A 25650-nucleotide genomic window follows, 5' to 3' on the forward strand; every position below is an offset into this window, starting at 1 on the left:
GCCATCTCCGTCACCGGGCGGCCAGCGCGGGTGCCAGATGCTGCTGCAGCTTCTCAGGCAGCGGCTCCTGGCGGGCCGTCGCTGCCACCAGCGCTTCGGCCACCTCATGCAGTTTGGTGTTGTTGTGCTGGGTGGTTGCGTAAGCGGGAGGGGCAACGCTCGTCGATGGGTTCGGGTACCGCTTAGCGATCAGACGGCTCCAAAATATCGTTGAAAGCCAGCAACGCCGGGCAGCCGCTGGACAGCTTGGTGTACCAAATGCGGGAGTTGTCGGTGCGCGTGGGATCTGGGGCAGGCGCCGGAGAAAAGATCGCTCACTGGCGATGACTTTGTTCCAGGGCGAGAGTCTCCTTCGGAAACGCATCTGCCGAACGTCCACTGTTCGGGCCGGAAGCAACGCAGATCACGATCCCTGACAGGAGTCCAGCCCGTATGAACGATCCGGCGCTGACAGCAGACCGCAAGCGCGAGAACGGGTTCTGGCCCTTGATCCACACCGAGCGGGCAGCGCTGGCGGCCGATCTCGCAGAACTGACGGACGAGCAGTGGGCAACACCGTCGCTCTGCACTGGTTTGACGGTGCGTGAGGTGCTGGCGCACCTGACCGCAGGCGCGAGCCTCAACACCGTGAGCTGGCTGGCGGGTGTGATCCGTTGCCGGTTCGACTTCGACAAGCAGGTGGCCATGCGGCTGGCCGAGCAACTCGGCAAGACCCCGAGCGAGACCCTTGAACGTTTCCGGCGCGTCGTCCCGAGCACGACCAAGCCTCCCTTGCCTGCCATCGCCATGCTGGGGGAGACGATCGTGCACGGAGAAGACATCCGGCGCGCGCTGGGCATCCGCCGCGACTATCCGATCAAGGTCGTCACACAGACGGCCGAGTACTACCAGGGCTCAGACCTCGTGGTCGTTGCCAAGGGACGTATCGGTGGCCTCGGACTTGTAGCGGATGACGGTCCGTTCACAACCGGTTCCGGATTTCTCGTGTCCGGCCGCACCTTGGCCCTGGTAATGGCTATGACCGGCCGCGCAACGTACTGCGACGATCTCGAAGGCGACGGTGTGGAACTCCTCCGCAGCCGTTGCGTGACAGCCTGACACGATGTCGAGGCATCCAGCTCGGCCCCGGACCAGGGCCGACGTGGTCCGGGGCTGACCCGACGTGAATGGTCATCGTCGGGTGAGGGATGGGAATTCGGCAGGTCAGCCCGCGGTGGTGGATAAAAGATCGTTTTGGTCCACCCTCCAAAACTTTCGTTGGAGGCGATGGCGACGCTGTTCTTTTCCTCCCGTTCGGTCAGCATTGGAACAGCAGCTCAGCTGGGAGACCGTCACCAACATCTCCCAGGCGTCGTCGGGACCGCAGGAGCAGGCCGTCATCAGAATGTCGCGCCAAGTCGATGGTGGGACGGCTGAGTAACCCCTTCTGAGCTGCAGGGCTTCCCTGCGCCACTACTCCGCGTCCACAGCTCTCCAAAGCGGTCACCCAGACGCCACGGCCGTCTACTCACCCTGTGCACAGGATCAGGCGGTCAGGGCCTGCTCGACGGTGGGATAGCAGGGGATGAGCTGATCAAGGCCGATGATCTGCAGGACCCGCGGGAAGGCTTCCTGGGAGCCGGCGATGCGCAGCCGGCCCTCAGCGTCACTCGCGGCTTGGTGAGCGGTGAGGAAGACGCTGATACCGCTGGAGTCCATGAACGTCACCCGCCTGAAGTCCGCCACCACCCGCGGCGGCATCACGCCGCCCGAGGACCGCATCGCCTCGGCGAGCATGTCCTTGACGGTCAGGTCGATCTCGCCGCGCACGGGGAGCTCAACCCGCCCCCTGAGGACTCCCAGAACGGCGAAACAGGCGGCCTTGGCAGCTTGATCGGGATGGTCCCCGTCGACACTGAGTAGCTCAAACGCCAGAGATCCCAGACAGACATCTGGCTCCTCATCATCGCGCGCTGAGGCCAGGGTGTTCCTGGCCTCAGCGAAGCGCGCTTCTCCGGCGATGAACCAGGCCGTCATTCGCTAATCACCGACCGGGGCATCCCGCCGGGCACCGTCCGCGTGGAACGCACCGGCCGCATGTGCGGCGAGCTCACGTACCTGGTGCTCGCCTGGGACGTGTCCCGCTGCGCCGGACCGGGCGGCATCCGGCTCACCTGGAGGGAAGACACCGGCTGGTCACACACCCTGCTGGGAGTTGTCGTCACAGTGTCACGCCCACATCAGGAGCGATGCGAGGGTGACGGCTGCCCGGTAGGACTCGGCGGCCTTGTCGTAGCGAGTGGCGATACCGCGCCGCTGCTTCAAGCGGTTGAAGCAGCGTTCTACGGCGTTGCGCCGTGACCCTGTGCAGAAGGGCGGGTGACCACGTTGATGTTGAACGTGTGAGCACCCAGGCCGCCCGCGATGCCCATGAAGAGCAGGGCGAAGTGCTCCTGCCCGCGTGCGGTGGTGATGCCGCCGATGTCCAGCTGGGATGACGGGGGCCAGCCGAGGTCGGTGAGCAGTCGGCCGGTGGTCCGTTTGGCTTCGGCGTCGTCGCCGGAGAGGAAGACGGTGCTCGGGCCATCGAGACCGTCCGGGGCGGTCATCACGGTGGAGTCCATGGTGCACAGCGTCTTGACGACGGGGGTCAGGGGGAAGGCTTCCTGGATCTTTTCACCCAGGCTGCTGTTGGGGTGCGAGAGCTCTGTGAAGTCCTCGGAGAGGCCGACCCCGACATCGATCAGCAGAGTGCCGGCCAGCGCCGGTGCTCCGATGGAGTGCAGCAGTTCCACGGAGACAGTACCCGGGGTGGCGTTGACGAGTACCTCCGCGTGGGCGGCTGTCTCGTTCAGGCTTGCCACGGGGAGACCGAGGTCTGTCCGTTCCTTGGGCTGACGTGAACCGAGGAGCACGTCGTGTCCTGCGGCGCTCCAGCCATGGGCCAGTGCTCGGGCGACGTTGCCGGTGCCAAGTAGTCCTAAGCGCATGGTGCGACGCTAGCTGTTGTCGGGGCGCTGCGGATCGGACCTCGGGCCCGGGTGGACCGGCACCAAAGACGTAGTCCTGTGGTCGCTTGCCACTCGGTACGACAAGACCGCCGAGTCCTACCGGGCAGCCGTCATCCTCGCCTCGCTCCTGATGTGGGCGTGCCACTGTGACGACAACTCGGAGCCGGGGGCCGGCCCGCCATCCCGCGCGGTCCGCTCACCGGCCTGCACCGCGGATACGCGACACCCGATGTCGTCACGGACGTGGCCGACGTCCTGGTGTCCCGGCAGTTCCGCTCCTACACCACGCAATGGCGCGGCGAGTGGCAGTGTGCGCACGAGGTGCGCACCGCGATCGACGCTTTCCACCAACCGGCCGGCTGACCGGCACGGTCGGCTGCGCACGTGTGCGCAGACCTCCCATCCCGCCCACCGCTCTCCCTACCAACTCCCAACTCCCGGGTACCAGTCGGTGAAGTCCTCGTCGCATTACAGCCCGTTGAGGCGGTCTCTCACCCGCATCGCCGTCGTACCGCCCGGGTTGCTCGCCCGTGCGATCTGCGCGGTCAGAGACGGGACTTGCTCACCGGGACGGGGACGGAGCGACAACAGACACCTCGACAACTGCATCGGTCTTCGAAGCAGCCGCGAGCACGCTGATCATGCAGGCGCACCGGCAAAATCCAAGATCCCCGACAGAGCCGAGCTCAGTCTCGGACGACGCTGCTGATCGCGGTGCGGAGGTCGTCACCTTCCGTATCCGTGTGTGCCGACGGGAGGGGGGACGCGCTGGCGGGGTTGAGCGCATCGAAGAGCAGGGCCATGAAGCGTGCGCGCGTGCCAGGCGTGGTGCCGGGGAGGGCGAGGCCGGCGACGCCCATGACGAGGAAGCGCGGAATGTCGTCCGCCGTGAGGTCGGTGCGGATCTCCCCCTGCGCCTGGCCGTGCTCCAAGAGAGGACGAAGGGAGTCACTCAAGCGCCGGAGGGCATCCACGGCGACGTCGGCGAAGTTGCCGACGAAGGTGACCAGTCCCCGCTCCTCGGTGATCAGGTCGAGTAGCCGGGTGGCGATGTCCAGGAGGGACTGGCGCGGGTGGCTGGAGGCCGTGGCGTCGGTGATCAGCGGAAGGAGGTCGGTCTCGAGGATGTCGTCGAGGACCGCCCGGACAAGGGCCTCCCGGTTAGGGAAGTGCCGGTAGAGCGTGGCGATGCCCACGCCCGCCTCGGTCGCGATCTGCTCCAGGGAGCCCTCACCTGTGCCGAGGACGTTGCGTCCGGCCGCGATGATGCGCTCCGCGCTGGAGCGGGCGTCAACCCTGCGGAGCCGGGGTGTGCGCGGTGCGGCGTTCGGCATCTCTGACCCTCCAGTTTCTACATCGCAGACTACTCAATCGCCCGCGCGATAATAGCCGTCTACCGCTTTGATAGTTGACTATCGCTTTGGTAGTACCATCTCACTTCGTTCGGATGCGCGTGCCCGTCGGGGTGCGCCGGAGAAGGGAAAGCGTGTGTCTGTGCTGCTGTATCGGCTGGGGCATTTCGCCTACGCCAGGCCCTGGTATGTGATCACCGGCTGGTTGGCGGTGATGTCCGCCGTGGTGGCGCTGCTCGTGGTCAATCCCGTCAAGTTGAGCAACGAGGTGCGCATCGACGGCACCCCCGCCCAGGAGATCATCGACGATCTGGCGAAGTCCCTTCCCGAGGCGTCCGGCGGGCAGGGCATGCTGGTGTTCCGCGCGCAGGACGGGGCCCGGGTCGACGGCGAGAGCAGCCGCGCCGCCCTGATAGCCGCGGTGGACGCGGTCTACCGCCACGCCCACGTCATCGACGCGCGCGAGATCCTCGCCGAGGAACTGTCGAAGGGTGAGAAGAGTCCGCTGATGCGGGCCCAGGCGGCGGTGGCCGAGGCCGCCGGGCAGCCGACGGGAGCCAAGGCGCCGGCGCCGCTGCTGCAGGACGGACGACCGGTGCCCGGGGTTGTGGTCTCGTCGGACGGCTCCACCGCCCTGATGCAGTTCCAGTTCGACGAGCAGACCTATGAGCTGCCCTCCGGCACGATCGACAGCACCGTCCAGGCCGCGAAGCGGCAGGCTGAACACGGCCGCCTCGACGTGCTGCCGTCGGCGGCGATGCTGGAGATACCGGAGATCGTGGGCGTCGGTGAGATCGTCGGCGTCGTGGTGGCGGCCATCGTCCTGCTGGTCACCCTGGGGTCGGTCGTGGCGGCGGGCCTGCCCCTGGTCATCGCTCTGGTCGGTGTCACGGTGGGCGTCGGCGGCGCTTTCACTCTCTCCACCGTCTTCGAGATCCACTCGCTCACCGCCGTACTGGCCCTGATGCTGGGGCTCGCCGTCGGCATTGACTACGCCCTGTTCATCGTCAACCGGCAACGGCGGCTGATTCTGGACGGCGGCCTGGACGCGCACGAGGCGACCGGTCGCGCCATCGGCACCGCCGGGAGCGCGGTCTTCTTCGCCGGCAGCACCGTCATCATCGCCCTGGCAGGACTGTTGGTGGTCGGTATCACGCTGCTCAGCACCATGGCCCTCGCCGCCGCGGCCACGATCGCCATCACCGTCCTGCTCGCCCTGACCCTGCTGCCGGCGCTCCTGGGCCTGGTCAAGGAGCGCATCTGCTCGCCCAGGACCCGACGCACGGCGCAGCAGCAGGCCTCCGCCGCCGCACGGACACGGGCCACCCGCTGGGGATCACGCCTGGTCCGCCACAAGTACCCCGCTCTCACGGCGGCGTTCCTGATCCCCCTGGTTCTGGCTCTCCCTGCCCTCGATATGCGGATGGGCCTGCCGTCCGGCGCCAGCTACAACCCCGACACCGCGCAGCGCCAGAGCTACGAGGAGGTCAGTGAAAGCTTCGGCCCCGGCTACAACGGCCCCCTCATGGTCGTCGCCCGCTCCTCCGACAGCGGGCAACCGCTCCCACCCACGGCCCTCGCCGCAGTCGTCTCCGACCTGAAGGACACCGAAGGCGTCACATCGGTCTCTCTGGCAGGTACGAACTCCGCCGGCACCGTAGCTGTCCTCAGCCTCATCCCTGGCGAGGGGCCGAACGACGACGGCACCAAGGACCTCGTCACCTCCGTGCGGGACAAGAGCCGGGAGATCCGCGAAACCCATGGCGTCACCCTCGGCATCACCGGCTTCACCGCCCTCGCGATCGACGTGTCCGACCGCCTCGCGGACGTCTTGCCCCTCTACGTGGCCACCGTTCTCGGACTCTCGCTGATCGTCCTGCTCCTGGTCTTCCGCTCCGTACTCGTCCCGGTGATGGCCACCCTCGGCTTCCTGCTCAGCATCGCCGCCACCTTCGGCATCACCACGGCCGTCTTCCAATGGGGCTGGTTGCAGGCGCTGTTCGGACTCGACGCGAGCGCACCCGTGATGAGCCTGCTGCCCATCATCGTCACCGGCGTGCTCTACGGACTGGCCATGGACTACCAGGTCTTCCTGGTGACCTCGATGCGCGAAGCCCGCATGCACGGCGCCGATCCGATCGACGCGACGGTCTCCGGCTTCGCCCGGGCCAGCGCCGTCGTGGTCGCAGCAGCCACGATCATGGTCTCGGTCTTCGCCGGATTCATCTTCAACGCCCAGCCCATGATCAAACAGGCGGGATTCGCGCTGGCGGTGGGCATCCTCATCGACGCGTTTGTCATCCGCATGACGTTCATTCCGGCCACCATGGCACTTGCTCGGGAGAAGGCGTGGTGGATTCCCGGGTGGCTGGACCGCCTCCTGCCTGACCTGGACGTCGAAGGCGACAAGCTCGCGCAAAAGATCCCGCTTCCCCATCCTGCCGCTCCCCACCAGCACGCCACCACGCACAAGCCCTGACGCGCCGTCGGCGAACATGTGCCTGCAGACAACGCCGAACCCGCGGCCGACGGCCGCGGTGCCGGTGCAAGGTGCCGTCCGCGTCGCTTCGCGCACCGCACGGGGTGCGCGAAGCGACCGCGACGAGAATGCGGTCGCCACCCCGCCACCCCGCCACCCCGCCACCCCGCCGCCCGTGTCGGCTGGTCGGCCTGTTCGGAGGTCTTCGCGACCCAGATGGTGAGCATCACGCGCTGCGGAACCACAAACACCACCTGAGACTGGACACCGCCGACGGCACCACCGCGTTCGACCAGGACGCCACGTTCTACCGGGCAGCCTGACTGGAGACTCCGCCTGGTCGCTGTTCCGTGCGTACAACTTCCTGGACCACCACATTCGGCACGCCGATCACACCCTGCGCGTCGCCCCCATCTTCACAGCAGCGGAGCGCGAGGACGCCACGTTCCGCGTCGGTCACTGAGACCGTGTCCTACGTGGTGAGGGACGAGTCGCTTGTAGCAGCAGTTGGCGGCAGCGAGGCCGCATCGGCGTGCGCATCGCCCGCAACGGGATCGAGTCCAGCGAACGATTAGGGCGACGCCGCTGGGTCATCGAGCGGACGATGTCCTGGCTGTCCGGCTATCGACGACTCAGCCCACGCCACGAGCGTCACCCCCACAACTTGGAACGCGGCTTGCCCCGGTCCTCGGGGCTCGGACCTGTGTGGTCGCCCCCTTTCTTTTGAGCCCTGACGTGGGCGGTGTCGAGGACGACGCGGGTGACGTCGATGAGGCCGGCGTCGTCGAGGTGGTGCAGCACGGCCTCGTGGAGGCGGCCCCAGACACCGGCCCTGGACCAGATCCGGAACCGGCGGTGAGCCGTCGACTTCGATATGCCGAAACAGGGCGGCAGTTGGCGCCAGGCGCAGCCGCTTACCAGGACGTAGACGATCGCCGCGAACAGCGTCTCATCAGGGGTGTCCTGGGTTCCGCCGCCGTGCGGCCGCACTCTCGAGGGCGGGATCAGCGGTTGCGCGATCTCCCACAGCCCGTCCGGAACAATCCAACTCCACGTACCCCGCCCCATGCGCGGAGCCACCACCGCCTCACCACGTAGGACACGATCTAAGCCGTACGCCGCTTGAACAGCGCTCCCGAAGCGGCCACCGAGGCGGCGAGGATGCCCGTGCACCAGGCGAGCGCCACCCACCCCGTCGAGCCCACCGGCTGCCCGAGCAGCAGTCCGCGTACCGCCTCGGTGACATGGGTGACGGGCTGGTGGGCGGCGAAGCCCTGGAGCCACGAGGGCATGGTGTCGGTCGGCACGAAGGCGCTGCTCGGGTAAGGCAGGAAGCTCACGAAGAAGGTGAAACCCCCGGCTGCCTCGGGGGACTTGACGAGCAGGCCCACTGCGGCGGACAGCCAGGAGAGCGCCGCGATGTAGGTGGCCAGGAGGCCGATCGCGGCGAGCCAGCCGCCCGGGCCGGCCGAGGGGCGGAAGCCGATCGCGAAGGCGAGCGCGAAGACCAGGGCGGTGGCGATCAGGTTCCGGGCCGTGGAGGCGAGGACGTGGCCCGCCAGGATGGGGATGCCGCCGATGTCGAGGGACCGGAAGCGGTCGATGATGCCGCCCTTGAGGTCCTCGGTGACGGTCACGGCGGTGCTGGCCGAACCGAAGCCGGCGCACAGCAGCAGGACGCCGGGGACGACGTAAGTGACGTATTCCGTACCGGTGTCGATGGCTCCGCCGAGGAAGTACACGAAGATCAGGAGCAGCATCACCGGAAGCGCCATGGCCGTCATCAGGGCGTCGACGTTGCGGCGGCTGAGCCGGATGGAGCGGCCGGTCATGATGAGTGCGTCAGACATGGCTGGGCTCCTGGTGTGCGGGCTTCGTGAGGGTCAGGAAGACGTCGTCGAGGGTGGCCGTGTGCAGCGAGAACCGTTCGATGAGCGTGCTGTCGGGGTCCAACGCGTCGAGCAGCGTCCGCACCTGGGGCGCACCGCCGTCGGTGAAGAAGCCCAGGGTGCGGGTCTCGGGCTCGCTGTACACCGCCTGTGACACCAGGCGCAGATAGGCGACCGGGTCGGTCAGGACGATGTCGAGGCGCTGGCCCGCGACGCGCCGCTTCAGTTCCTCGGAGGTGCCCTCGGCGACCAGTTCGCCGCCGTGGAGCACGGCGATACGGTCCGCCAACCGGTCGGCCTCCTCCAGGTACTGGGTGGTCAGGAAGACCGTCGTGCCCCGCGCCGACAGTTCGCGCACCACGCTCCACAGCTCCTGGCGGCTGCGCGGGTCGAGGCCCGCGGTCGGCTCGTCCAGGAAGATCACTTCGGGTTGGCCCGCCAGGGACGCGGCCAGGTCGAGGCGCCGTCGCATGCCTCCCGAGTACGTCTTGACCAGGCGGCCGGCGGCGTCGGCGAGGTCGAAGCGGTCGAGGAGTTCGGCGGCCCGGGTGCGTGCGGCTGCGCGGGAGGTGCGGGCACCGGCGTGGGTGCGGGTGAGCCGGGCCATCATCCGCAGGTTCTCCGCACCGGTCTGCATCTCGTCGAGCGCCGCGAACTGGCCGGTGAGGCTGATCGCGCGGCGGGCCCGGGCCCGCTCGGTGCGCAGGTCGTGCCCTGCGACCCTGGCGGTGCCCGCGTCGGCCTCGGTGAGCGTGGCCAGGATGCGGACGGTGGTGGTCTTGCCCGCGCCGTTCGGGCCGAGCAGGGCGTGTACGGTGCCGCGCGGCACCGCCAGGTCGAGACCGCGCAGAACCTCCACCTTGCCGTAGGTCTTGCGCAGGCCGATGGCCTCGATGGCGGGTGCGTCGGGCATGGCCTCGCCTCTCCATGACTGCTTACTGCGTATCCCTTACGCGTTATCGTGTAAGGGTTACGCAGAACTATGATGTGCGTCAAGCCGGAGGCCCGAGAAACGGTCCCGGGACGCAGAGGGAGGCAACGCGGATGGCGGCAGCGGACGAGGACACCGGCCTACCCGTGAGCCTCGCGACGGCCTGGGGTTTCAGGGCCCGCCCCTCGAAAGGGCCAAAGCCGGGGCTCAGCCTGGACCGCATCGTGGCCGCGGCAGTGGGCGCCGCGGCTGCCGAGGGCATCGGGGCGGTGTCGATGGGGCGCGTCGCCAAGGAGCTCGCCGTCTCGCCGATGTCGCTCTACCGGTACGTCGGCGCAAAGGACGAGCTCTACGTCCTGATGCAGGAGGCGGTCACGCCCGCGCCCCCCGAACCGATGCCCGAGGGGGCCGGGTGGCGCGCGGGGCTGACCCGGTGGGCCCGGGCACAGCGCGCGTTCTTCCACGAGAACCTATGGCTCCTGCGGATCCCTGTCTCCGGGCCGCCCGCAAGCCCGAAGTCGGTGGCGTGGATGGAGTACGGCCTCGAGACCCTCGACGGCACCGGGCTCGACGAGGGCACGAAACTCGGCGTGATCATGCTGGTCAGCGGCTATGTGCGCAACGAGGCGACGCTGATGTCAGACCTGGATGCCGCGTACACGGCGAGAGGCCACGCCCCCGACGAGGTGCTGCGCCGCTACCAGCGCACCCTCGCCGCCCTTACCGACCCCGAACGCCACCCGGCCGTCACACGCGTCCTCGAATCCGATGCCCTGGACCAGGCGGACGAGCCGGACGCGGACTTCGAGTTCGGACTCGGGGTCGTGCTCGACGGGGTGGCGGCGCTGATCGCGCGGCGCGGGTAGGGCGTTTCTTCCGGATCACCATCCGCTCCCCGGCCGACGCACGGCACGTCGCCTGGCAGGCTCGTCCTCACGTGTCAGACAGGTCGTCAAGGCGGCACCCGGCCCTCGCGTTCCAGCCCGTCATGGCGGAGTTCCTTGCCGGGGAAGGGTGTCGCCGAAGCCTACGAACCGTCAGGCCGAGGATCCACTGTCGATGACCAGGTCGGCGCCGACCACCGCGCCGGCCGCGGGCGAGGCGAGGTAGAGCACCGCGGCTGCCACTTCTTCTGCCTCCGCGACCCGGCCGAGCGGGTTTTCTGTCTTCACTCGCTCGGCACGGTCGGCCTCGGTCTCGCCGGGCCGCAGCGACATGGGAGCGGCGGAGGCGCCGGGACTGACCGCGTTGATGCGGATGCCCTGGTGGATGTGGTCGAGAGCGGCGGCACGGGTCAGCGCAGAGACCGCTGCCTTGGAGGTGATGTAGGCGGCAACGTTCGGGATCCGCAGGTGTGCGCCCAGGTTGGAGGAGATATTGACGATGGCGCCGCCACCGTTGTCCTTCATGTGGGCGATCTCGTGCTTCATGGCCAGCCAGACGCCGGTGACATTGGTCCGCAGCACCGCGTCCCAGTCCTCCTCGCTCACCTCTCCGACGGCTACGGTGCCGCGGAGTATCCCGGCGTTGTTGACCGCGATGTCCAGTCCGCCGAAGCGGGTAACGCTCTCGTGTACCAGGTTCTGGAGCTGGCCGGAGTCGGTGACATCGGCGGTGACGGTGGTGGCCGTGCCGCCTGCGGCCTCGATGAGGCCGACCGTCTCGTTCAGTGTGGCCGCGGTGCGCCCGGCGGCGACCACGGATGCGTCCTCGGCTGCGAATGCGAGCGCGATTGCGCGGCCGAGGCCGGAGCCTGCGCCGGTGACGAGGACGGTCTTGCCGGTGAAGCGGTTCATTTCGGTGGCTCCCTTGAGTGGTGGACTATTTGGTGCGGTGGTTCAGGAGGGCGACGGCGGCGAGAGCGGCCCCTGTTGCGGCCAGGGACGAGGTATCGCTGCCGAGCGTGAGCAGGATCGCGAACAGGACGGTCGGGCCGAATTCCATCGCGGTGTTCAGCACGCCGCCCGCGAGCCCGGTCTGCTGTTGCGGCACGCGTTCGGTGGCGAGCACGGCGGCTCCCGCGAAGGAGGCCGCCGTGCCGGCCGGCAGCAGCACCAGGCCCGGCAGCAGTCCATACCCGTATGAGATGTGTGCGTCGATCCCGGTGAGCGCGAGGAGGGCGAGCCCGGCCGCGCCGGTGCCGAGCCCGGCGGCTGTGACGGTTCGGGCCCCGTACCGGCCGATGAGCGGTCCTGCCGCGCGGCCCGCGGCGATCAGTGCAACAGCGAACGGTACGAACGCCGCCGAGGTCTGCAGCTGTGACCAGTCGCGCGCCTGCTGGAGGTGGAGGGAGAGAACCACGAAAGTCATCGCGGTTCCGCAAGCGCTCAGTGCGATGGCCGCGAGAGCGAGGCCCCGCCGCCGGTCGAGCAGGAAGCGGGGCGGCAGCAGCGGGTCGACGGCGCGGCGCTCGGCGTACCAGAACGCGGCCAGCAGCGCGGTTCCGCAGAGCAGCGGCACGAGCACGCCGACCGACGACCAGGGGCGGGTATCGGTGACGACGAGCCCGTAACTGGCGAGGGTGACCCCGGCGGTGGCGAGCAGAGCACCCGGCAGGTCGAGAGTCCTGCCCCGGCTCGGCATGGTGTCCGGCAGCAGCCGGGGCGTGAGGGCGAGGGCTGCGAGGGCCACCACGAGTGGCACGGCGAAGGTCCAACGCCAAGACAGCAGCGCTGAGATGACGCCGGAGAGCAGATTGCCCGCGGTCGCGCCGAGTATCGAGAGCCCGCCCCAGGTGGCCATCGCCCTGCCGTATGCGGTGGGGGAGGGGAAGGCGGCGCGCAGCACGGCCATGGCGGCGGGTGCGATCAGAGCCGCCCCCGCGCCCTGCGCGAAGCGCGCTGCGAGCAGTGTCCCGATGCCGGTGGTGAGCGGAGCGGCGGCCGAGGCGGCGGCGAAGAGGACGAGGCCTGCGGTGAGTGCGCGCCGCCCGCCGTAGCGGTCCGCGAGGCGACCGCCAAAGAGCAGCAGTCCGGTGAAGGTCAGTCCGTAGGCAGCGCTGAGCAGGATCAAGTCGGCGCGCTGCAGGTCGAATTCGCGCCCGATGAGGGGCAGCGGTATGGCGAGCGCGGCGAGTGTGAAGATCAGCGTGGCCTGGACGCTACCGAGGAGGACGAAGGCGCGTCGCTGCTGCATAGTGGCGACGCGGGCAGCGCCAGTGGCGGTCATGCCTTCCCCCTGATATTTGACCGATCGGTTCATTATTTGGGCATGCGGAAGCGAGCCCGGTGGTTCCCGGTGGGTGTGAGTCAGTCCAGCAGGGCTAGGGCCTGTTCGGCCGCGTCCCGCACCCGGGCGGGATCGTTCGACGCCTTGCCGACGATCCGTACACCCTGCAGCAGGACGAGCAGCATGCGGGCCAGTGCGCGCGGATCGCGGCCCTCGGGCAGCTCGCCCTGAGCCTGGGCCCGTACGAGCGCGGAGTGCAGCAGGGTCTCGACGTGCTCCCAGCTGATCTCGACCCGACGGGCCGCCGCAGGGTCGTGCGGGGCCAGTTCGGCCGCGGTATTGGTGACGAAGCAGCCGTTCAGCCGGGCTTCCGGGGAGGCGGCCTCTGTGGCGAAGCGGCGCACCACCGCCCGCACCGCAGGCAGTGCGGGGCCCGGCTGGGACAACTCGGCGAGGAGAGCCGGGTCGCGCGTCTCGGCGTACCGGTCCATGGCCTTCAGATACAGCTCGTGCTTGCTGCCGAAGGTCGCGTATATGCTCGCGCGGCCGATGCCGAGGTGCTCGACGAGGTCCGTCATTGACGTAGCTTCGTAGCCGCGCCGCCAGAACAGCTCAAGGGCCGACTGCAGCGCGGCGTCCGGATCGAATTCCTTGGTCCTGGCCACGTCGAAGACCATAGGCGTATCTAGAACGGTCGGTCAAATATCTGACACCGTGGCCGGGTCGTGAGGGCTCCCAATTTCCCACGCGCTTCCAGGACCCGGTACACCGTCGCGCGAGATACGGAGAATAGTTCGGCGAGGTCGGCGTTGGTGTGCTCGCCGGTGGCATGCTGCTTGATGAGGTGGGCCTGCCGACGGGCGGAGAGTTTTGGCGGCTTGCCGTGGAGCTTGCCCTTGGAACGGCCGACGGCCATGTCCTCGCGAGTTTTCATCCGCAACAGATCGACTTCGAACAGCGCAGGTGGCCAGGATGTTGAAGAACATCTTGCCACCGGGATGGCGACCAGGGGTGCGCAGCGGAGGGTCAGGCTTCGGCCCCGCGAGCGCATGAGGTAGGAAGACATCCGTGACCGAGCCGCCCCAGACCGCCACCCAGCACGCGTTTATCGCCCTCGCGCCGCCCGACCATGCGAAGAAGGAGCTGGCGCACGCGCTGAGCCCGGCCTACGCCGCCTATCCCGAGCTGCGCTGGAACCGCATCGAGGACTGGCACATCACCCTGGCGTTCCTGGGCGAGCTGCCTGTGCAGGCCGTCCACCGGCTTCGTTCGCCCCTCGCAGACCTGGCGGCTGCCCGCCCCTCTCTCGAACTGGTACTCCTCGGTGGCGGACACTTCGACGAGCGAGTGCTGTGGAGTGGCATCGAGGGCGATCTCGACGAACTGCACGAGCTGGGCGAAGCAGTGCGGGCGCGGATCAGGGACTGCGACATCGCCTTCGTCGAACGTCCGCTGCGTCCTCACCTCACGCTGGCCCGCGCTCGCCGCTACGACAACGCGTCCGTACCGGCGGCGGCCGCCTGCCTCGACGGCTTCACCGGACGCCCTTGGCAGACCGAACGTCTCCACCTGGTCGGCAGCACGGTAAGCGGCCACCCAGGCCCGCGGCGCTATCAGGACATCGACGCATGGACCCTGGCCACTGGGCCATGGCATCCCGACCCGAAACCGTCACAACTCACGTCAGGAGATCCGAGAAACAGCGCCTGGTTCTAGGGTCTACGCGGCGAGGGCGTGCCTGGTGCCAGGGATGCCTTCCCTGCGCTGGCTCGGGGCGACCCGCGCATAGCTGATGTAACGGGGTCAATGCCGCGCCCTTGCCGGTCACGCTTGCGTCTCCTGCCGGTGGAGGGTTGAGGATCTCCGCATGGATGAGGAGAACCCCGACCTGCTCACCATTGGCCAGCTCGCGCGCCGCACCAACCTTGCAGTGCGTACTTTGCGCTTCTGGTCGGACGAGGGGGCAGTGCCGCCTGTGGCCCGTTCCGCGGGCGGTTACCGGCTGTACGAGGCCGAGGCCGTGGCCCGGGTCGACCTGGTGCGGACCCTGCGGGAGCTGGGGTTCGGTCTCGATGACGTGGTCCGCGTCGTGAGTGGCCGCACCACGGTCGCCGAGGTTGCTGACGCGCATGTGGCCGCGCTTGATGCGCAAATTCGTTCACTCAAGGTGAGCCGGGTACGCAGGGCCCAGCAGAACTCCGACGGCACCTCAAGAACTGGCGGATCCTCACCAAACTTCGAACCGATCCCGCCCGCGCCACCCAACTTCTGCGTGTTCTGCTCGTACTGACCAACCTTGAAGTCGACCGCTGACGAATGATCCTCTCCGCGGACTCCCGCCCACGACCAGCACGTGTACCCCGAGGACCGATCACACCAGGTCTTTGACCTGCGACTTCAAGTTGGTGGCAACTCAGTCCGTGGCTTCCGGGTCGAGACAGTGCCAGGATCGGCCTTCGGAGACGGGTCGAGGTCCCGGACATAGACGCTGACACGCGCCCCGTTGACATGGGTTGTTCCGTACGCACGGAAGTGGCGCCGCAGGGTGCTTGTTTTCGCTTCCTCCTGCGAGTTGGTCGACGACTGCACACCCACCGCGCGGACCACGACGATCCGGTCGAACTCCAGCATGCGTGCCGCTATTTCCTGGGCGGGAAGCTCGACACCTGCCAGCGTGTTCGACGAAACGGGATCCTGCGCCAGGGCCAGATCCGTCAGGAAACGGGTGTCCCCGGGGTTGGCCGCAGTCAAGATCCGGTGCTGGCCGGCGAGATAGAGCAGCCCGTCGCCGGGACGGCCTTCCTTGCGTACGGCGGCACCGATGGCGGTGACGTCATTGCTCCGGCTCTGAGGCGTCCTCAGCGAAAAACTCGGCTGGACGAGCGCGGCCAGTACGGCAACCGCCGCGATCCACGCGTAGCGGGAAGACCGCTGCCGCCGGAGGAAGTGATCCATCCAGGCGCCCAGCAGCAAGGCGATTCCGATATTGCTGAAAAGCACATACCGGTCGACGAAAAGGGGCTTGACCAGTGAGGCGATCAGCAGCAAAAGGCCCGGAAGCACAAGAATCGGCACAGCCAGCACGGAAAGCCGAACGGGCCCCCTCACCCCCAGGGGCGCCAGGGCACACACCACGCCCATGACCGCCACGACCAGGAAATATCCAGGCCGCACCGGTCCGCCGATCCAGGACACCTGCTCCGACTGCCCCGCACTGTAGATCGCCAGCGGCAACAGCCCGGCCACAACGCCCGCGGCAGCCACACCCCACGCCCTCAGCACCGGTCGTGAAACACGGGAGACAACCAGTGTGACGCCGTGTGCAACCAGGACGAGGACAGCGAACTCATGGAGCAGACAGGCCAGCAGCATCGTGGAGCCATAGACCGCCCACCGCCACCGGGCGCGATGCGGGACGCTGACCACGAGCGCATAGGTGGCCCAGGTGACCAGGGCACAGACCATGGCATACGAGCGGCCTTCCTGCGCGAACTTCTGTACCTGGGGAAGGAGCGGAAACACCAGCCCGGCCAGCAGCCCGGCACGGGGTCCCGCCAGGCGCAGCGCCAGAAGCCCGACTCCGCTCGCCGCCGCGGACATCGCCAGCACAGAAGGCAGCCGCAACGTCAGCAGCCCTGTGCCGAAGAGACCGAAGATCTCGTGCATCACGGCGTAGTAGAGGGCATGGACCAGATCAATGTGCTGGGCGGTGAGCCATATCTGCGAAAGATCGCGGTGCGCGAGCTGATAGGTGACGGACTCGTCCCCCCACATGGTGCCCTGCCTGCGGATACCCCAGAGCCCCAGAGCGATGGTCAGCGCCAAGGGCGCGATGACGACAACGGCCTGGGCCGGGCCCGGTGATCGTCGACGGGCGGGTACGGGAGGGGAAACCGTCCTGGCGACGGCGGGGACACGTTCATCAACGGACATCGGCGACAGGGCCTAATCAGTTCGGGGAGTCGGCCGTGCGGCAGACTCCGGGTGGTAGCCGACGGTGGGTGAGCACTCATTGGGCTTGGACTTTCGAGTCCTGCTGAAAGACCGTGCCCCTGCCGTTCGGCCCGGAGAGTTGATCGCTACTGGGATGTCGTGCCTGCCGCACCTCGGCGTGAGCACTGCTTGATTAGGTCGCTGATAGTTCTCCGGCAGGCTGCTGCAGTTGATCGGTACCGGAGTGCGGGAGGACCATTGCGACTGTTCGTCGGGGATGACTGGGCCGAAGACCACCACGACATCGAGCTGATGGACTCGGCCGGGCGGCGGCTGGCTAAGGCGCGGTTGCCCGAAGGGGTGGCCGGGATGAGCCGGCTGCACGCGTTGGTGGGTGAAGCGGTGGGAGAGGGCGCCGATACGGCCGAGGTCGTTGTGGGGATCGAAACCGACCGTGGTCCGTGGGTACGTGCCCTGGTCACGGCCGGGTATACGGTGCTGGCCGTCAACCCGCTGCAGGCCGCCCGGTTCCGTGACCGGCTTGCGGTGTCGGGGGCCAAGAGCGATCCGGGCGATGCGCATGTGCTGGCCGACATGGTCCGTACCCACAGCCACGAGCTGCGGCCCGTTGCCGGGGACAGCGCCCAGGCCGAAGCGGTCAAGGTGGTCACCCGCACCCACAAGACGCTGATCTGGGAGCGCACCCGGCACACTCAACGACTGCGGCACGCATTGCGCGACTACTTCCCCGCAGCACTGGCCGCCTTCGAGGACCTGGACGCCGCCGACACCCTGGAACTGCTCGGCAAGGCGCCTACTCCCGCCCAGGCTGCGAAGCTCACGGCGGGGCAGATCAGTGCCGCACTCAAGCGCGCCCACCGAAAGAACGTGACCGCCAAGGCGAAGGCCATCCAGGGGGCGCTGCGTGAGCAACACCTCGGCCAGCCCGAGGAAGTAGCCGCCGCCTACGCCGCGTCCATCACCGCGCTCATAGCGGTCCTGGCCACGCTGAATACCCAAATCAAGACCCTGCAAGGGCAGGTCGAGGCGCATTTTGGCCGGCACCCGGCCGCTGAGATCCTCCTGTCCCAGCCCGGAATGGGAGTCGTCCTCGGTGCCCGGGTGCTCGCAGAATTCGGCGACGACCCCGACCGCTACGCCAGCGCCAAGGCCCGCAAGAACTACGCCGGCACCTCCCCGATCACCCGCGCCTCCGGCAAGAAGAAGGTCGCCCTGGCGCGCTACGTCCACAACGACCGGCTCATCGATGCCCTGCTCACTCAGGCATTCGGCACCTTGCGCTACTCGCCCAACGCCTACGCCTACTACCAGCGACAACGCGCCCGCGGCGCCGGCCACAACGCCGCCTTGCGCCAAGTCGCCAACCGCCTCGTCGGCATCCTCCACGGGTGCCTCAAAACCGGCACCCTCTACGACGAGGCAACCGCCTGGTCGCATCACGCGGAACTGGCTACGAGTTGACATCTACGCTCCTGGGATGTCTTTCAGCAGTGGCGAAGAAACGCCGCCAGCGTGCCCGGACCTTGTTGACCGGATGCTGATCCAACCTGACCGGCCGATCAGGAAGGCGGCCCGGTGCTGTGCGAAGCTGCACCGCATGCGCATCCTGGTGGTCGAAGACGAGGTGGACCTTGCCCACACCCTGCATACCGGTCTGACCGCCGAGGGCTACAGCGTCGACCTCGCCCATGACGGCCGGCAGGGACTGTGGATGGCCCGGACCGGCGAATACGCCCTTGTCGTACTGGACTTGATGCTGCCCGGACTCAACGGCTACAAGGTCTGCGCCCAGCTGCGCCGGGAGGGCAACGCGACCCCCATCCTGGTCCTCACCGCCAAGGACGGGGAGTGGGACCAGGCAGAGGCACTGGACACGGGGGCCGACGACTACCTGGCCAAACCCTTCTCCTACATGGTGCTCGTCGCACGGCTGCGGGCCCTGGTCAGACGAGCCGCCACGGTCGCACCGCCCGTCCTTGCCGTGGGCGACCTCTCGTTGGATGTCGCCGGCCGGGTCTGCCGCCGGGCCGGGGCCCGGGTGGAACTCACGCCCAGGGAGTTCGCGGTGCTGGAGCTGCTGGCCCGCCGGGCGGGCCAGGCGGTCTCCAAAGCGGATCTGCTCTATCACGCGTGGCCCGACGAGGCACTGGATCCCAACCTGGTGGAGGCGCGCGTCAGCGCACTGCGCAAGAAGGTGGACTCCGCGTTCGGCCGACTGTCCCTGCAGACCGTACGGGGCACCGGCTACCGTCTGGTGGACGACCGTGAACGCGACTGAGCCGCGACGCCGCTGGTGGCCGCGTTCGGTACGATCCCGCACGGCCCTGGCCGCCGCCTCGGCCGCCGCTGTCATCCTGGTCGCCATCGGCTGGTGGCTGCACCACGACGTCTACCGCCAGGGCACGCAGATCGCCGAAGGACAAGCCGAGCAACAGCTCTGGGCTCTTGTCGATCAGCTGAACGAGGGTGTGGTTCCCGCTCGCAGAGGCACCGTGCTGCCGTACGAGGTCGTCGCGACCGGCCGACGCACCGCTGTCGCCTTCGGCGGAGGCATGGACGACTTCGATCCCGGCACTCGCCATGTGCTGCCCGCCCCATCGGAGGCCAGGCAGCCCGGAAGCCTGACGATCCTTCCCCTCCGCATACCGGTGCGCGACTCCAACTCAAGGGACAGATTCGACATGGCCGGCAGGACCTACACGGTCCTGTTCGCCGATATCAGCGCCGATGAACTCAGCAGTGACGAAGTCGCCGCTCTGGGCGTCGCCGCCGACGCCACGCTGCGGGTCTACGTGGTGGTGCTCCCGCACACAGCCGAGGCAATCACCGAGACCACCGACCGCCTGCTGCTGCGGGCCGGGCTCGTCGGCCTCGTACTGATCGCCGCCGCCGCCTACTTCGCCGTCCGGATCGCGCTGCGGCCGATCGAAGCCATCCGTGTCCTCACCGCCTCGGTCACCGCGAGCGACCCTCGCGAACGTGTCACCGTCCCCGCCACGGGACACGAGATCACCGCCCTGGCCACCACCATCAACACCACCCTCCAGCGCCTCGACGACGCCGCCGCCCAGCAACGCCGCTTCGTCGCGGACGCCGCTCACGAACTGCGCAGCCCCCTCACCACACTGCTGGCCAGCCTGGAAGTCGCGCTCGCCTACCCGGAACGCACCGACTGGCCCGCCGCGGCCACCACCGCCGCACGACAGACCCGCCGCCTCCAAGCCCTCGCCGAAGACCTGCTGCTCCTTGCCCGCCTCGACACCCGCACCCCCACAGCCGACCCCGAAACCGTCGACCTGACAGCCCTCGCCTCCCGGCTGACCGAGCAATACCCCCTCACCGAAGGACCGTTGACCCTCACCTGCGACAGCACCGCCCCCGCACACGTAGACGGAAACCCCGACGAATACGAACGGCTGCTGCGCAACCTCATCGACAACGCCGCCCGCCACGCCGCACACCGCATCCAGATCACCGTCCGGAACCAGGACGCCTGGGTCGTCCTCACGGTGCACGACGACGGACCGGGCGTGCCCACCGAGGACGCCGAGCGCATCTTCGAACGCTTCGTCCGGCTCGACGACGCCCGCGCCCGCGACCACGGCGGCACCGGCCTGGGCCTCGCCATCGCCCGCGACCTGGCCCACCGCCACAAAGGCGCCCTCACCCTCACCCCCCGGACCCTCGGAGCATGCTTCCAGCTACGCGTTCCCCGAGCCCCCGAGCCGGCCGAGGAATGACGCGCTTCACCGCGGCAGCCCGTGGAAACAGGACTCGATCTCGTCCTTGTGGTCGGCGAGCCAAGCCCGGACGCTCTTCGAACGGTGGGCCGAGTGCCGGTCGACGATCAAGTGGACCTTCCGGGGGCGCGCACCGCCGACGACCCGCGACAAGGCGTACGGCTCGAAGGCTGTGCGCGGTGAGCTGCGACGCCGCTGCATCCAGGCGCTGATCTCCAGCAAGGGCTACCCGAACGTTACTACCCGGCCTTGGGCCCTGATTCGGAATCTTGGACACGGGCTATGCGGCCTGGGCCAAGGTAGTCGATGTTGTGCGGAGTGTTATCTCGTAGGCGATGGGGCTGCGTTGTCCGAGGCGGGAGTGGCGGCGTCGGGTGAGCAGACAGAGCAGCCCCGGCGGCTGGACGAGGGAAGCCGGCGGAGTTGTGTGCGGTGGCGTGCCACGGGCGGTCACCGTGCGGACTGACCAGAGCGCCGGTTCAGACGTCGGCCTCCGGCTCGCAGGGCCCATCTGTTCGGCTCTCTCGCTGCCTGTGGCCTTGTCGGTCCTGTGCGCGGCGCAGTGACGTGTCGCATGGCTCTGCAGTGCACGGTGTTCCCGCCCGTGGCGCGCGGGAACACCGTGTGTGCGAGGGCTGTCAGCAGACCGGGAGTGCTCCCCGTTTCGGGGGTGCGCCCGATCTCCCGGGGCGCTCCCGTCGCGCGTACGGCGGTTCAGCGGCCGACGGCGCAGGCGTCCCCGTTGAGGGTGAACCGTGGCGGTGGTGAGGCGTCGCCGGTGTGCTCGGCGAGATAGCCGAGGGTGACGCTCGCGCCTGCGGCGATCGTGGCGTTGTGCCCGGCGTCGGCAGCCGCGATCGTGTTGCTGCCCTGGACCAGGTCGGTGTTCCAGTCGGAGACGACGGTCTGCCCGAGGGCCAGCGGGAACTCGAGCGTCCAGCCGTTCACCGGGGCGCCGCCCGTGTTGGTGAGGGTGAGGTCGACCGTCGTGCCGGTGCCCCAGGCGCGTACAGTCCGCTCAACCCGGCAGGTCGGCTCCTCCCGCGCGAACGACACCCTGTGCAGGCCGCCCGGCAGGTCGTTGACCACGTAGAACTCGCCCTCCGCCGTCGTTCCGATCGACGTCACCTGGGTGGGCATCTCCCCGATCTCGGCCTGTTCGTAGCCGCCCGTGCCGTCGGGGCGCAGCGCCCATACGGTGGAGGAGCAGTAGTCGGTGGCGATGTACGTGCCGCCCACCAGACCGGCGTACTCCCGGCCGCGATACACATGACCCCCGATGACCGAGCAGCCACCGGTGTACGGGGAGTAGGTGAAGACCGGCTCGGTGTACTCCTCACCGGGAGGACAGGTGCCGCCGGCGAACCTCTCCAGTCCCTCGTAACAGGACCAGCCGAGGTTCGCGCCCCCTCGGCCGGGTGCAAGGTGGTCGACCTCCTCCCACCGGCCCTGGCCGACGTCGCCGATCCACAGCGAGCCGTCGGCGCTGTCGAAGGAGAACCGCCACGGGTTGCGCAGGCCGTACAGCCAGATCTCCGCACGGGCGCCGGGGGTGTCCACGAAGGGGTTGTCGTCGGGGACGCAGTAGAGGAGAGGTCCGCAGGCGCGGCTGACGTCGATCCGCAGGATCTTGCCCAGCAGGGTGTCCAGCCGCTGCCCGGCGCGCAGAGGGTCCGCGGAGCCTCCGCCGTCACCGATGCTCCAGTACAGGTTGCCGTCTGGGCCGAACGCGAGCTGGCCGCCGTTGTGGTTGCTGAACTCGGCGTGCTCCTGGGCGAGCAGGACCTCCAGGCGCTTGTCGTCGAGGCGGTAGCGGGCGAGCGTGACGGCTCCGGCAGGCGGTGCCGTGTACGCCAGGTACACCTCCTGGCTGTCGGCGAAGTCGGGTGCGAGGGCGATGCCGAGCAGCCCGCGTTCGTTGCCCGATTCGTCGACCGACGCGGTGATGTCCAGCAGCGGCGTGCGCTCCAGGCCGGTGTCCGGGTGGTAGACGCGGACGGTGCCGGACTTCTCGGTGATGAACAGCCGGCCCGAGCCGTCGTCCGGGGCGACGAGCGCGGTGGGCCTGCGCAGTCCGGAAGCGACCTGGGTCGTGGTGGCGCTGAGCGAGGGCAGGGGTGCGGCCGGTGCGGCCTCCCGCGCTCCCGTCCGGTGCGCAGGTGTGTGCGTCGAGGTGGGGGGACCCGCTGCGTGGTCGGGGGCCGCGGTGGCGGGCAGGGCGGTGAGAGCGGTCAGCAGGAGGGCCAGCAGAACTGGCCCGGGCCAGCGGCGTGGGGACATGTCGGCTCCAGGGACGAGGTCGCTTGCGCGGCGGTGGTGCTGGTGCGGCGTGGCGGCTGCGCGGCCGGACCGCGGCCGGCGCGACCGGTCCGTGGGCCGACGGACGCCGTCCCGCCGGACGGTGTGCCGTGTCCGGCGGGACGCTCCGCCGACCCGCCGGGTCAGCGGAAGTTCACGTCACTGCACAGGAAGTAGGTCTGGTCCATGTGCGACGCCTGCCAGATCGTGTAGACGACATGGCGACCGCTGTAGCCGGACGTGCTCACGGGGATCGAGTAGTTCTGGCTGGGCGCGTACCGGCCGGTGCGTGCCACCAGCTGCAGGTCGTTCCAGGTCAAGGGCTGAGTGGTGGGATCGAAGCCCTGCCGGGTGACGTAGACCAGGAAGTAGTCGGCGCCGTGGCTGGCCTGGTCGTACAGATTGACGCTGAAGTTGGCGTTGATGTCCGTGGTCTTCCACGGGCCCACGGCGTCGAGCGCGTTGTAGCGGCCGCCCTCGGTCCGCCCTCCGCTGCACAACTGGCCGTTCGGGACGGCGGCCTGGAAGTTACCGCCGGAGCCGTTGCGGTAAAGGCCGTTCCAGTTCCACATGCCGTTGGGGTCGGCTTGCCAGGCCTGCCAGCACATAGGGTCCTGCTGGGCCATGGCGGGGTTCTGGAAGTCACTGCCCCAGCGCAGCCAGCAGCCGTAGTTGCGGGAGGCCGGGTCGATGACCGAGCCGTGGGCGACGGCCGTTCCGCTCCAGGGAATGACGCTGAGCAGCGCGGCGACGAAGGCGGTCAGAACGAGCGTCAGTCGGCTCCGCATGCGTGGGGCATGCGCATGACAATCCATGATTCTCTTCTCCTCGGTGGGGGGAATGTCTGATTCCGGTGCGGGTGTCGACGAGATGGGAGCGCTCCCGCGCCTCCAGGCTGCGCGTCTCGAAACGGAGCGGCAACGTTTGTTTGCGCCACTTTGGATCCGTGCGGCGCGATCGTGACTCTCGGGCGAGGCTTGTTTGAAACGTTCCGATTCGAACGGAGGGTCGATTCGCTGAGGGGGTTGCGTCGTGGCACGCCCCTCCTCTAACTCCCTGAGCTACGCAAGCGTGCGGTCCGTGTGGTCGCCGAGGTGCGGTCGGACCACGCCACCGAGCGGGCCGCGATGAATGCGGCCACGAGCAAGCTGGGGATCGGTTCGCCCGAAGTGCTGCGCTCGTGGGTCCGCCTGGACCAGGTCGACAGCGGAACTCGGCCAGGGACGAGACGGCGCGAACCGGTGGAACGACGCTGTCGCGTCCTTCTGCAGTGCGGACTGCGACGTCGAGGAACAGGCGCCGCTCTGTGTCCAGGTTGGCCGACGGAGATCATCGATTTGCTGGTGGGCCTGTTCATCCGGCTCGTACTGTGGGTCCGCCGAGTAGGGGAGGCGCTCTCGAAGCGGGCGGGGTAACCGTGCGAGGCAGTCAGGGTGAAGCTCGCCCATTACTGGGTTGCTATCGAGAAGGCGAGGGAGGCGACTGCTGTCGCCCCAGCACGCTACGAGTACCGGTACACGCTCATCGATGTCGCCTCCTACAAGACCGGCCCGCAGGATGGCAGAGTCCGCGATACCGCGCCGCCGGGAGGCAACGGCTGTCAGGGCACGGCTGCGGTGGTCTATCTCGGCGAAGACATTCCACTGCGATCTCTGCCGTACGACTTCATCGCCAACCGTGGCGGGAGCGTGTGGAATGCGGGGCATGAGTCACGCGTCCCTGCCCCCCCCATAGCGGGGTGACTGGACGGAGGAGTCCACCCCAGCAGCCAATTGGGCACTACCTCCAAGCCCGGTCCTCAGGACCGGGTCAAGTTGACTGTCTCGTGGTGTTCGGCCAGTTGGAGAACGCGGCGGTCAGCGGAGCCACCTGGTCCAGGAAACGGTGCACGGCCTCGGGGTCGGCCGGGGGTGCGTAGCGCACCGCCCGGTTCACGCCGATGTCCCGCAACTCTGCCAGGTGCGCGGGCTCCGGCTCGGCCCCGAAGACGGTCACCGGCACGTCATCGGCGCGTCCGTCCGCGCGTCCCGCGGCACGCAACTTCGCGATGCGCGCGGCCAGTTCGGCTACGGGCATGCCGGCGTGCGGCATCCACTCGTCCCCGAAGTCGAGCACCCGGCTCGCCACAAAGGGAAGGGAACCGCCCACCAGTACCGGCGGGCCGGACGGCCGGTGGGGCTTGGGCCAGGACCACAGGGGTCCGAAGCGCACGTGCTCGCCGTGGAACTCGGCGACGTCGTGCCCCCAGATCCAGCGCATCGCCTTCACCCGCTCGGCCGTGACACTCCAGCGGCGCCCCGGATCGGTGCCGTGTTGGGCGATCTCCTCGCTGATCCATCCGGCGCCCACCCCGAACAGCACACGTCCGCCCGACAGGGCGTCCAGGCTGGCCACCGCTTTGGCGGTGACGATCGGGTCGCGCTGGGGCACCAGACAGATGCCGGTGCCCACCAGCAGGGACCGGGTGGCGGCCGCGGCATAGGTGAGAGCGACGAACAGATCGTGGGTGTGGGAGAAGTGCGCGGGCAGTTCCCCCACCTCGGCGCGCGTGCGTTCGGTGGCGGGCATGTGGGTGTGCTCGGGAAGGAACAGCGACTCGAAGCCGCGGTCCTCGACCGCACGGGCGAGTTCGTCGGGGCGGACGGCGAAGTCCGCGGGGAACATGGCAATACCTAGTTTCATGTCTTCCGTCATCGGTAGCAGGCGACGCGCGCTCTTCCGGAGGTCGCGCAGGGCCGTCCTGCGCCGTCTTGGGCTGCCGACTATCTCCTTGCCTCTTCGGCGAGCAGCCTGCGCAGCATCCGTATGCTCCCGGTCATGAGATTTCTACGGCGGCGTGGCCGAAGCGA

General features: G+C 68.6%; 22 protein-coding genes and 5 pseudogenes. 10 read left to right on the top strand and 17 right to left on the bottom strand.

Annotation, left to right across the window (positions count from 1 at the left end):
• Positions 1-432: 432 nt before the first annotated feature.
• A complete protein-coding gene (locus tag O1Q96_RS21520) occupies positions 433-1098 on the top strand; it encodes a maleylpyruvate isomerase family mycothiol-dependent enzyme (protein WP_269249761.1) in 666 nt (221 codons plus the stop codon).
• Positions 1099-1217: 119 nt separating this feature from the next.
• On the opposite strand, the pseudogene O1Q96_RS21525 reads toward O1Q96_RS21520, so the two are convergent.
• The 5 genes and pseudogenes from O1Q96_RS21525 to O1Q96_RS21545 form a co-directional block, all read right to left on the bottom strand.
• Positions 1218-1327: pseudogene (locus O1Q96_RS21525) on the bottom strand (IS21-like element helper ATPase IstB); the annotation flags it as partial.
• Between the two features lie 197 nt (positions 1328-1524).
• The gene (locus tag O1Q96_RS21530; protein ID WP_269249762.1) at positions 1525-2016 is read right to left on the bottom strand and encodes an STAS domain-containing protein; all 492 of its coding nucleotides are present in this window, start codon (positions 2014-2016) and stop codon (positions 1525-1527) included.
• Positions 2017-2208: 192 nt separating this feature from the next.
• Positions 2209-2334, bottom strand: a pseudogene (locus O1Q96_RS21535) (transposase); the annotation flags it as partial.
• Positions 2322-2969 (bottom strand): NADPH-dependent F420 reductase, encoded by a 648-nt coding sequence (locus tag O1Q96_RS21540; protein WP_269249763.1) that lies wholly within the window; start codon positions 2967-2969, stop codon positions 2322-2324. The gene O1Q96_RS21540 and the pseudogene O1Q96_RS21535, both read right to left, overlap by 13 nt.
• Before the next feature lie 707 nt (positions 2970-3676).
• Entirely contained in the window at positions 3677-4324 is a 648-nt protein-coding gene (locus tag O1Q96_RS21545) for a TetR/AcrR family transcriptional regulator (RefSeq protein ID WP_269249764.1), read from the bottom strand.
• A gap of 154 nt (positions 4325-4478) precedes the next feature.
• Between O1Q96_RS21545 and O1Q96_RS21550 the strand changes: the two genes are divergently transcribed.
• The 3 genes and pseudogenes from O1Q96_RS21550 to O1Q96_RS21555 all read left to right on the top strand — a co-directional run.
• Entirely contained in the window at positions 4479-6821 is a 2343-nt protein-coding gene (locus tag O1Q96_RS21550; protein ID WP_269249765.1) for an MMPL family transporter, read from the top strand.
• Positions 6822-7140: 319 nt separating this feature from the next.
• A complete protein-coding gene (locus O1Q96_RS44515) occupies positions 7141-7284 on the top strand; it encodes an AbfB domain-containing protein (protein ID WP_419587058.1) in 144 nt (47 codons plus the stop codon).
• A gap of 48 nt (positions 7285-7332) precedes the next feature.
• A pseudogene (locus O1Q96_RS21555) lies at positions 7333-7548 on the top strand (hypothetical protein); the annotation flags it as partial.
• Here O1Q96_RS21555 and O1Q96_RS21560 read toward each other — a convergent pair.
• The 3 genes and pseudogenes from O1Q96_RS21560 to O1Q96_RS21570 form a co-directional block, all read right to left on the bottom strand.
• Positions 7482-7889, bottom strand: a pseudogene (locus tag O1Q96_RS21560) (transposase); the annotation flags it as partial. The pseudogenes O1Q96_RS21555 and O1Q96_RS21560 sit on opposite strands and share 67 nt — an antisense overlap.
• Positions 7890-7927: 38 nt before the next feature.
• The gene (locus tag O1Q96_RS21565; protein ID WP_269249766.1) at positions 7928-8671 is read right to left on the bottom strand and encodes an ABC transporter permease; all 744 of its coding nucleotides are present in this window, start codon (positions 8669-8671) and stop codon (positions 7928-7930) included.
• Complete coding sequence (locus O1Q96_RS21570) at positions 8664-9623, bottom strand: ABC transporter ATP-binding protein (protein WP_269249767.1); 960 nt, start codon at positions 9621-9623, stop codon at positions 8664-8666. The genes O1Q96_RS21565 and O1Q96_RS21570 overlap by 8 nt, the downstream gene beginning before the upstream one ends.
• Positions 9624-9754: 131 nt before the next feature.
• Between O1Q96_RS21570 and O1Q96_RS21575 the strand changes: the two genes are divergently transcribed.
• Positions 9755-10507: a TetR/AcrR family transcriptional regulator C-terminal domain-containing protein gene (locus tag O1Q96_RS21575; protein ID WP_269249768.1), complete on the top strand. Its 753-nt coding sequence runs from the start codon at positions 9755-9757 to the stop codon at positions 10505-10507.
• 171 nt (positions 10508-10678) lie between these two features.
• Here O1Q96_RS21575 and O1Q96_RS21580 read toward each other — a convergent pair whose 3' ends face one another.
• From O1Q96_RS21580 to O1Q96_RS44520, 4 genes are all read right to left on the bottom strand, one after another.
• The gene (locus tag O1Q96_RS21580) at positions 10679-11437 is read right to left on the bottom strand and encodes an SDR family NAD(P)-dependent oxidoreductase (RefSeq protein ID WP_269249769.1); all 759 of its coding nucleotides are present in this window, start codon (positions 11435-11437) and stop codon (positions 10679-10681) included.
• A 25-nt stretch (positions 11438-11462) separates the two neighbouring features.
• Entirely contained in the window at positions 11463-12809 is a 1347-nt protein-coding gene (locus tag O1Q96_RS21585; protein ID WP_269249770.1) for an MFS transporter, read from the bottom strand.
• Positions 12810-12889: 80 nt separating this feature from the next.
• Positions 12890-13474: a TetR/AcrR family transcriptional regulator gene (locus O1Q96_RS21590; RefSeq protein WP_269249771.1), complete on the bottom strand. Its 585-nt coding sequence runs from the start codon at positions 13472-13474 to the stop codon at positions 12890-12892.
• Between the two features lie 20 nt (positions 13475-13494).
• On the bottom strand, positions 13495-13875 hold the full coding sequence (locus O1Q96_RS44520; protein WP_419586926.1) for a helix-turn-helix domain-containing protein: 381 nt from the start codon (positions 13873-13875) through the stop codon (positions 13495-13497).
• 2 nt (positions 13876-13877) lie between these two features.
• Here O1Q96_RS44520 and thpR point away from each other — a divergent pair, with 2 nt between their 5' ends.
• Both thpR and O1Q96_RS21600 read left to right on the top strand, forming a co-directional pair.
• Positions 13878-14525, top strand: coding sequence for an RNA 2',3'-cyclic phosphodiesterase (gene thpR / locus O1Q96_RS21595; RefSeq protein WP_269249772.1), 648 nt, complete (start codon positions 13878-13880; stop codon positions 14523-14525).
• A gap of 151 nt (positions 14526-14676) precedes the next feature.
• Positions 14677-14985 (top strand): annotated as a pseudogene (locus O1Q96_RS21600) (helix-turn-helix domain-containing protein); the annotation flags it as partial.
• Between the two features lie 221 nt (positions 14986-15206).
• Here O1Q96_RS21600 and O1Q96_RS21605 read toward each other — a convergent pair.
• Positions 15207-16742, bottom strand: coding sequence for a glycosyltransferase family 39 protein (locus O1Q96_RS21605; protein ID WP_269249773.1), 1536 nt, complete (start codon positions 16740-16742; stop codon positions 15207-15209).
• Positions 16743-17006: 264 nt separating this feature from the next.
• Between O1Q96_RS21605 and O1Q96_RS21610 the strand changes: the two genes are divergently transcribed.
• The 3 genes from O1Q96_RS21610 to O1Q96_RS21620 all read left to right on the top strand — a co-directional run bounded on the left by O1Q96_RS21610 (position 17007) and on the right by O1Q96_RS21620 (position 20503).
• On the top strand, positions 17007-18224 hold the full coding sequence (locus O1Q96_RS21610; RefSeq protein WP_269253677.1) for an IS110 family RNA-guided transposase: 1218 nt from the start codon (positions 17007-17009) through the stop codon (positions 18222-18224).
• A 136-nt stretch (positions 18225-18360) separates the two neighbouring features.
• A complete protein-coding gene (locus O1Q96_RS21615) occupies positions 18361-19041 on the top strand; it encodes a response regulator transcription factor (RefSeq protein WP_269249774.1) in 681 nt (226 codons plus the stop codon).
• The gene (locus O1Q96_RS21620; protein ID WP_269249775.1) at positions 19028-20503 is read left to right on the top strand and encodes a sensor histidine kinase; all 1476 of its coding nucleotides are present in this window, start codon (positions 19028-19030) and stop codon (positions 20501-20503) included. The genes O1Q96_RS21615 and O1Q96_RS21620 overlap by 14 nt, the downstream gene beginning before the upstream one ends.
• A gap of 6 nt (positions 20504-20509) precedes the next feature.
• Here O1Q96_RS21620 and O1Q96_RS44250 read toward each other — a convergent pair whose 3' ends face one another.
• The 4 genes from O1Q96_RS44250 to O1Q96_RS21640 all read right to left on the bottom strand — a co-directional run bounded on the left by O1Q96_RS44250 (position 20510) and on the right by O1Q96_RS21640 (position 25483).
• Positions 20510-20725 carry a hypothetical protein gene (locus tag O1Q96_RS44250; RefSeq protein ID WP_331276055.1) on the bottom strand — a complete coding sequence of 72 codons (216 nt, stop codon included), beginning with the start codon at positions 20723-20725 and terminating at the stop codon, positions 20510-20512.
• A gap of 492 nt (positions 20726-21217) precedes the next feature.
• Positions 21218-22783: a PQQ-dependent sugar dehydrogenase gene (locus O1Q96_RS21630; RefSeq protein ID WP_269249776.1), complete on the bottom strand. Its 1566-nt coding sequence runs from the start codon at positions 22781-22783 to the stop codon at positions 21218-21220.
• A 161-nt stretch (positions 22784-22944) separates the two neighbouring features.
• Positions 22945-23616: a lytic polysaccharide monooxygenase auxiliary activity family 9 protein gene (locus O1Q96_RS21635; protein ID WP_419586927.1), complete on the bottom strand. Its 672-nt coding sequence runs from the start codon at positions 23614-23616 to the stop codon at positions 22945-22947.
• A gap of 994 nt (positions 23617-24610) precedes the next feature.
• Positions 24611-25483 carry an LLM class F420-dependent oxidoreductase gene (locus O1Q96_RS21640; RefSeq protein WP_269249778.1) on the bottom strand — a complete coding sequence of 291 codons (873 nt, stop codon included), beginning with the start codon at positions 25481-25483 and terminating at the stop codon, positions 24611-24613.
• Between the last annotated feature and the right edge of the window lie 167 nt (positions 25484-25650).

The organism is Streptomyces aurantiacus (assembly GCF_027107535.1).
Lineage (GTDB): Bacteria > Actinomycetota > Actinomycetes > Streptomycetales > Streptomycetaceae > Streptomyces.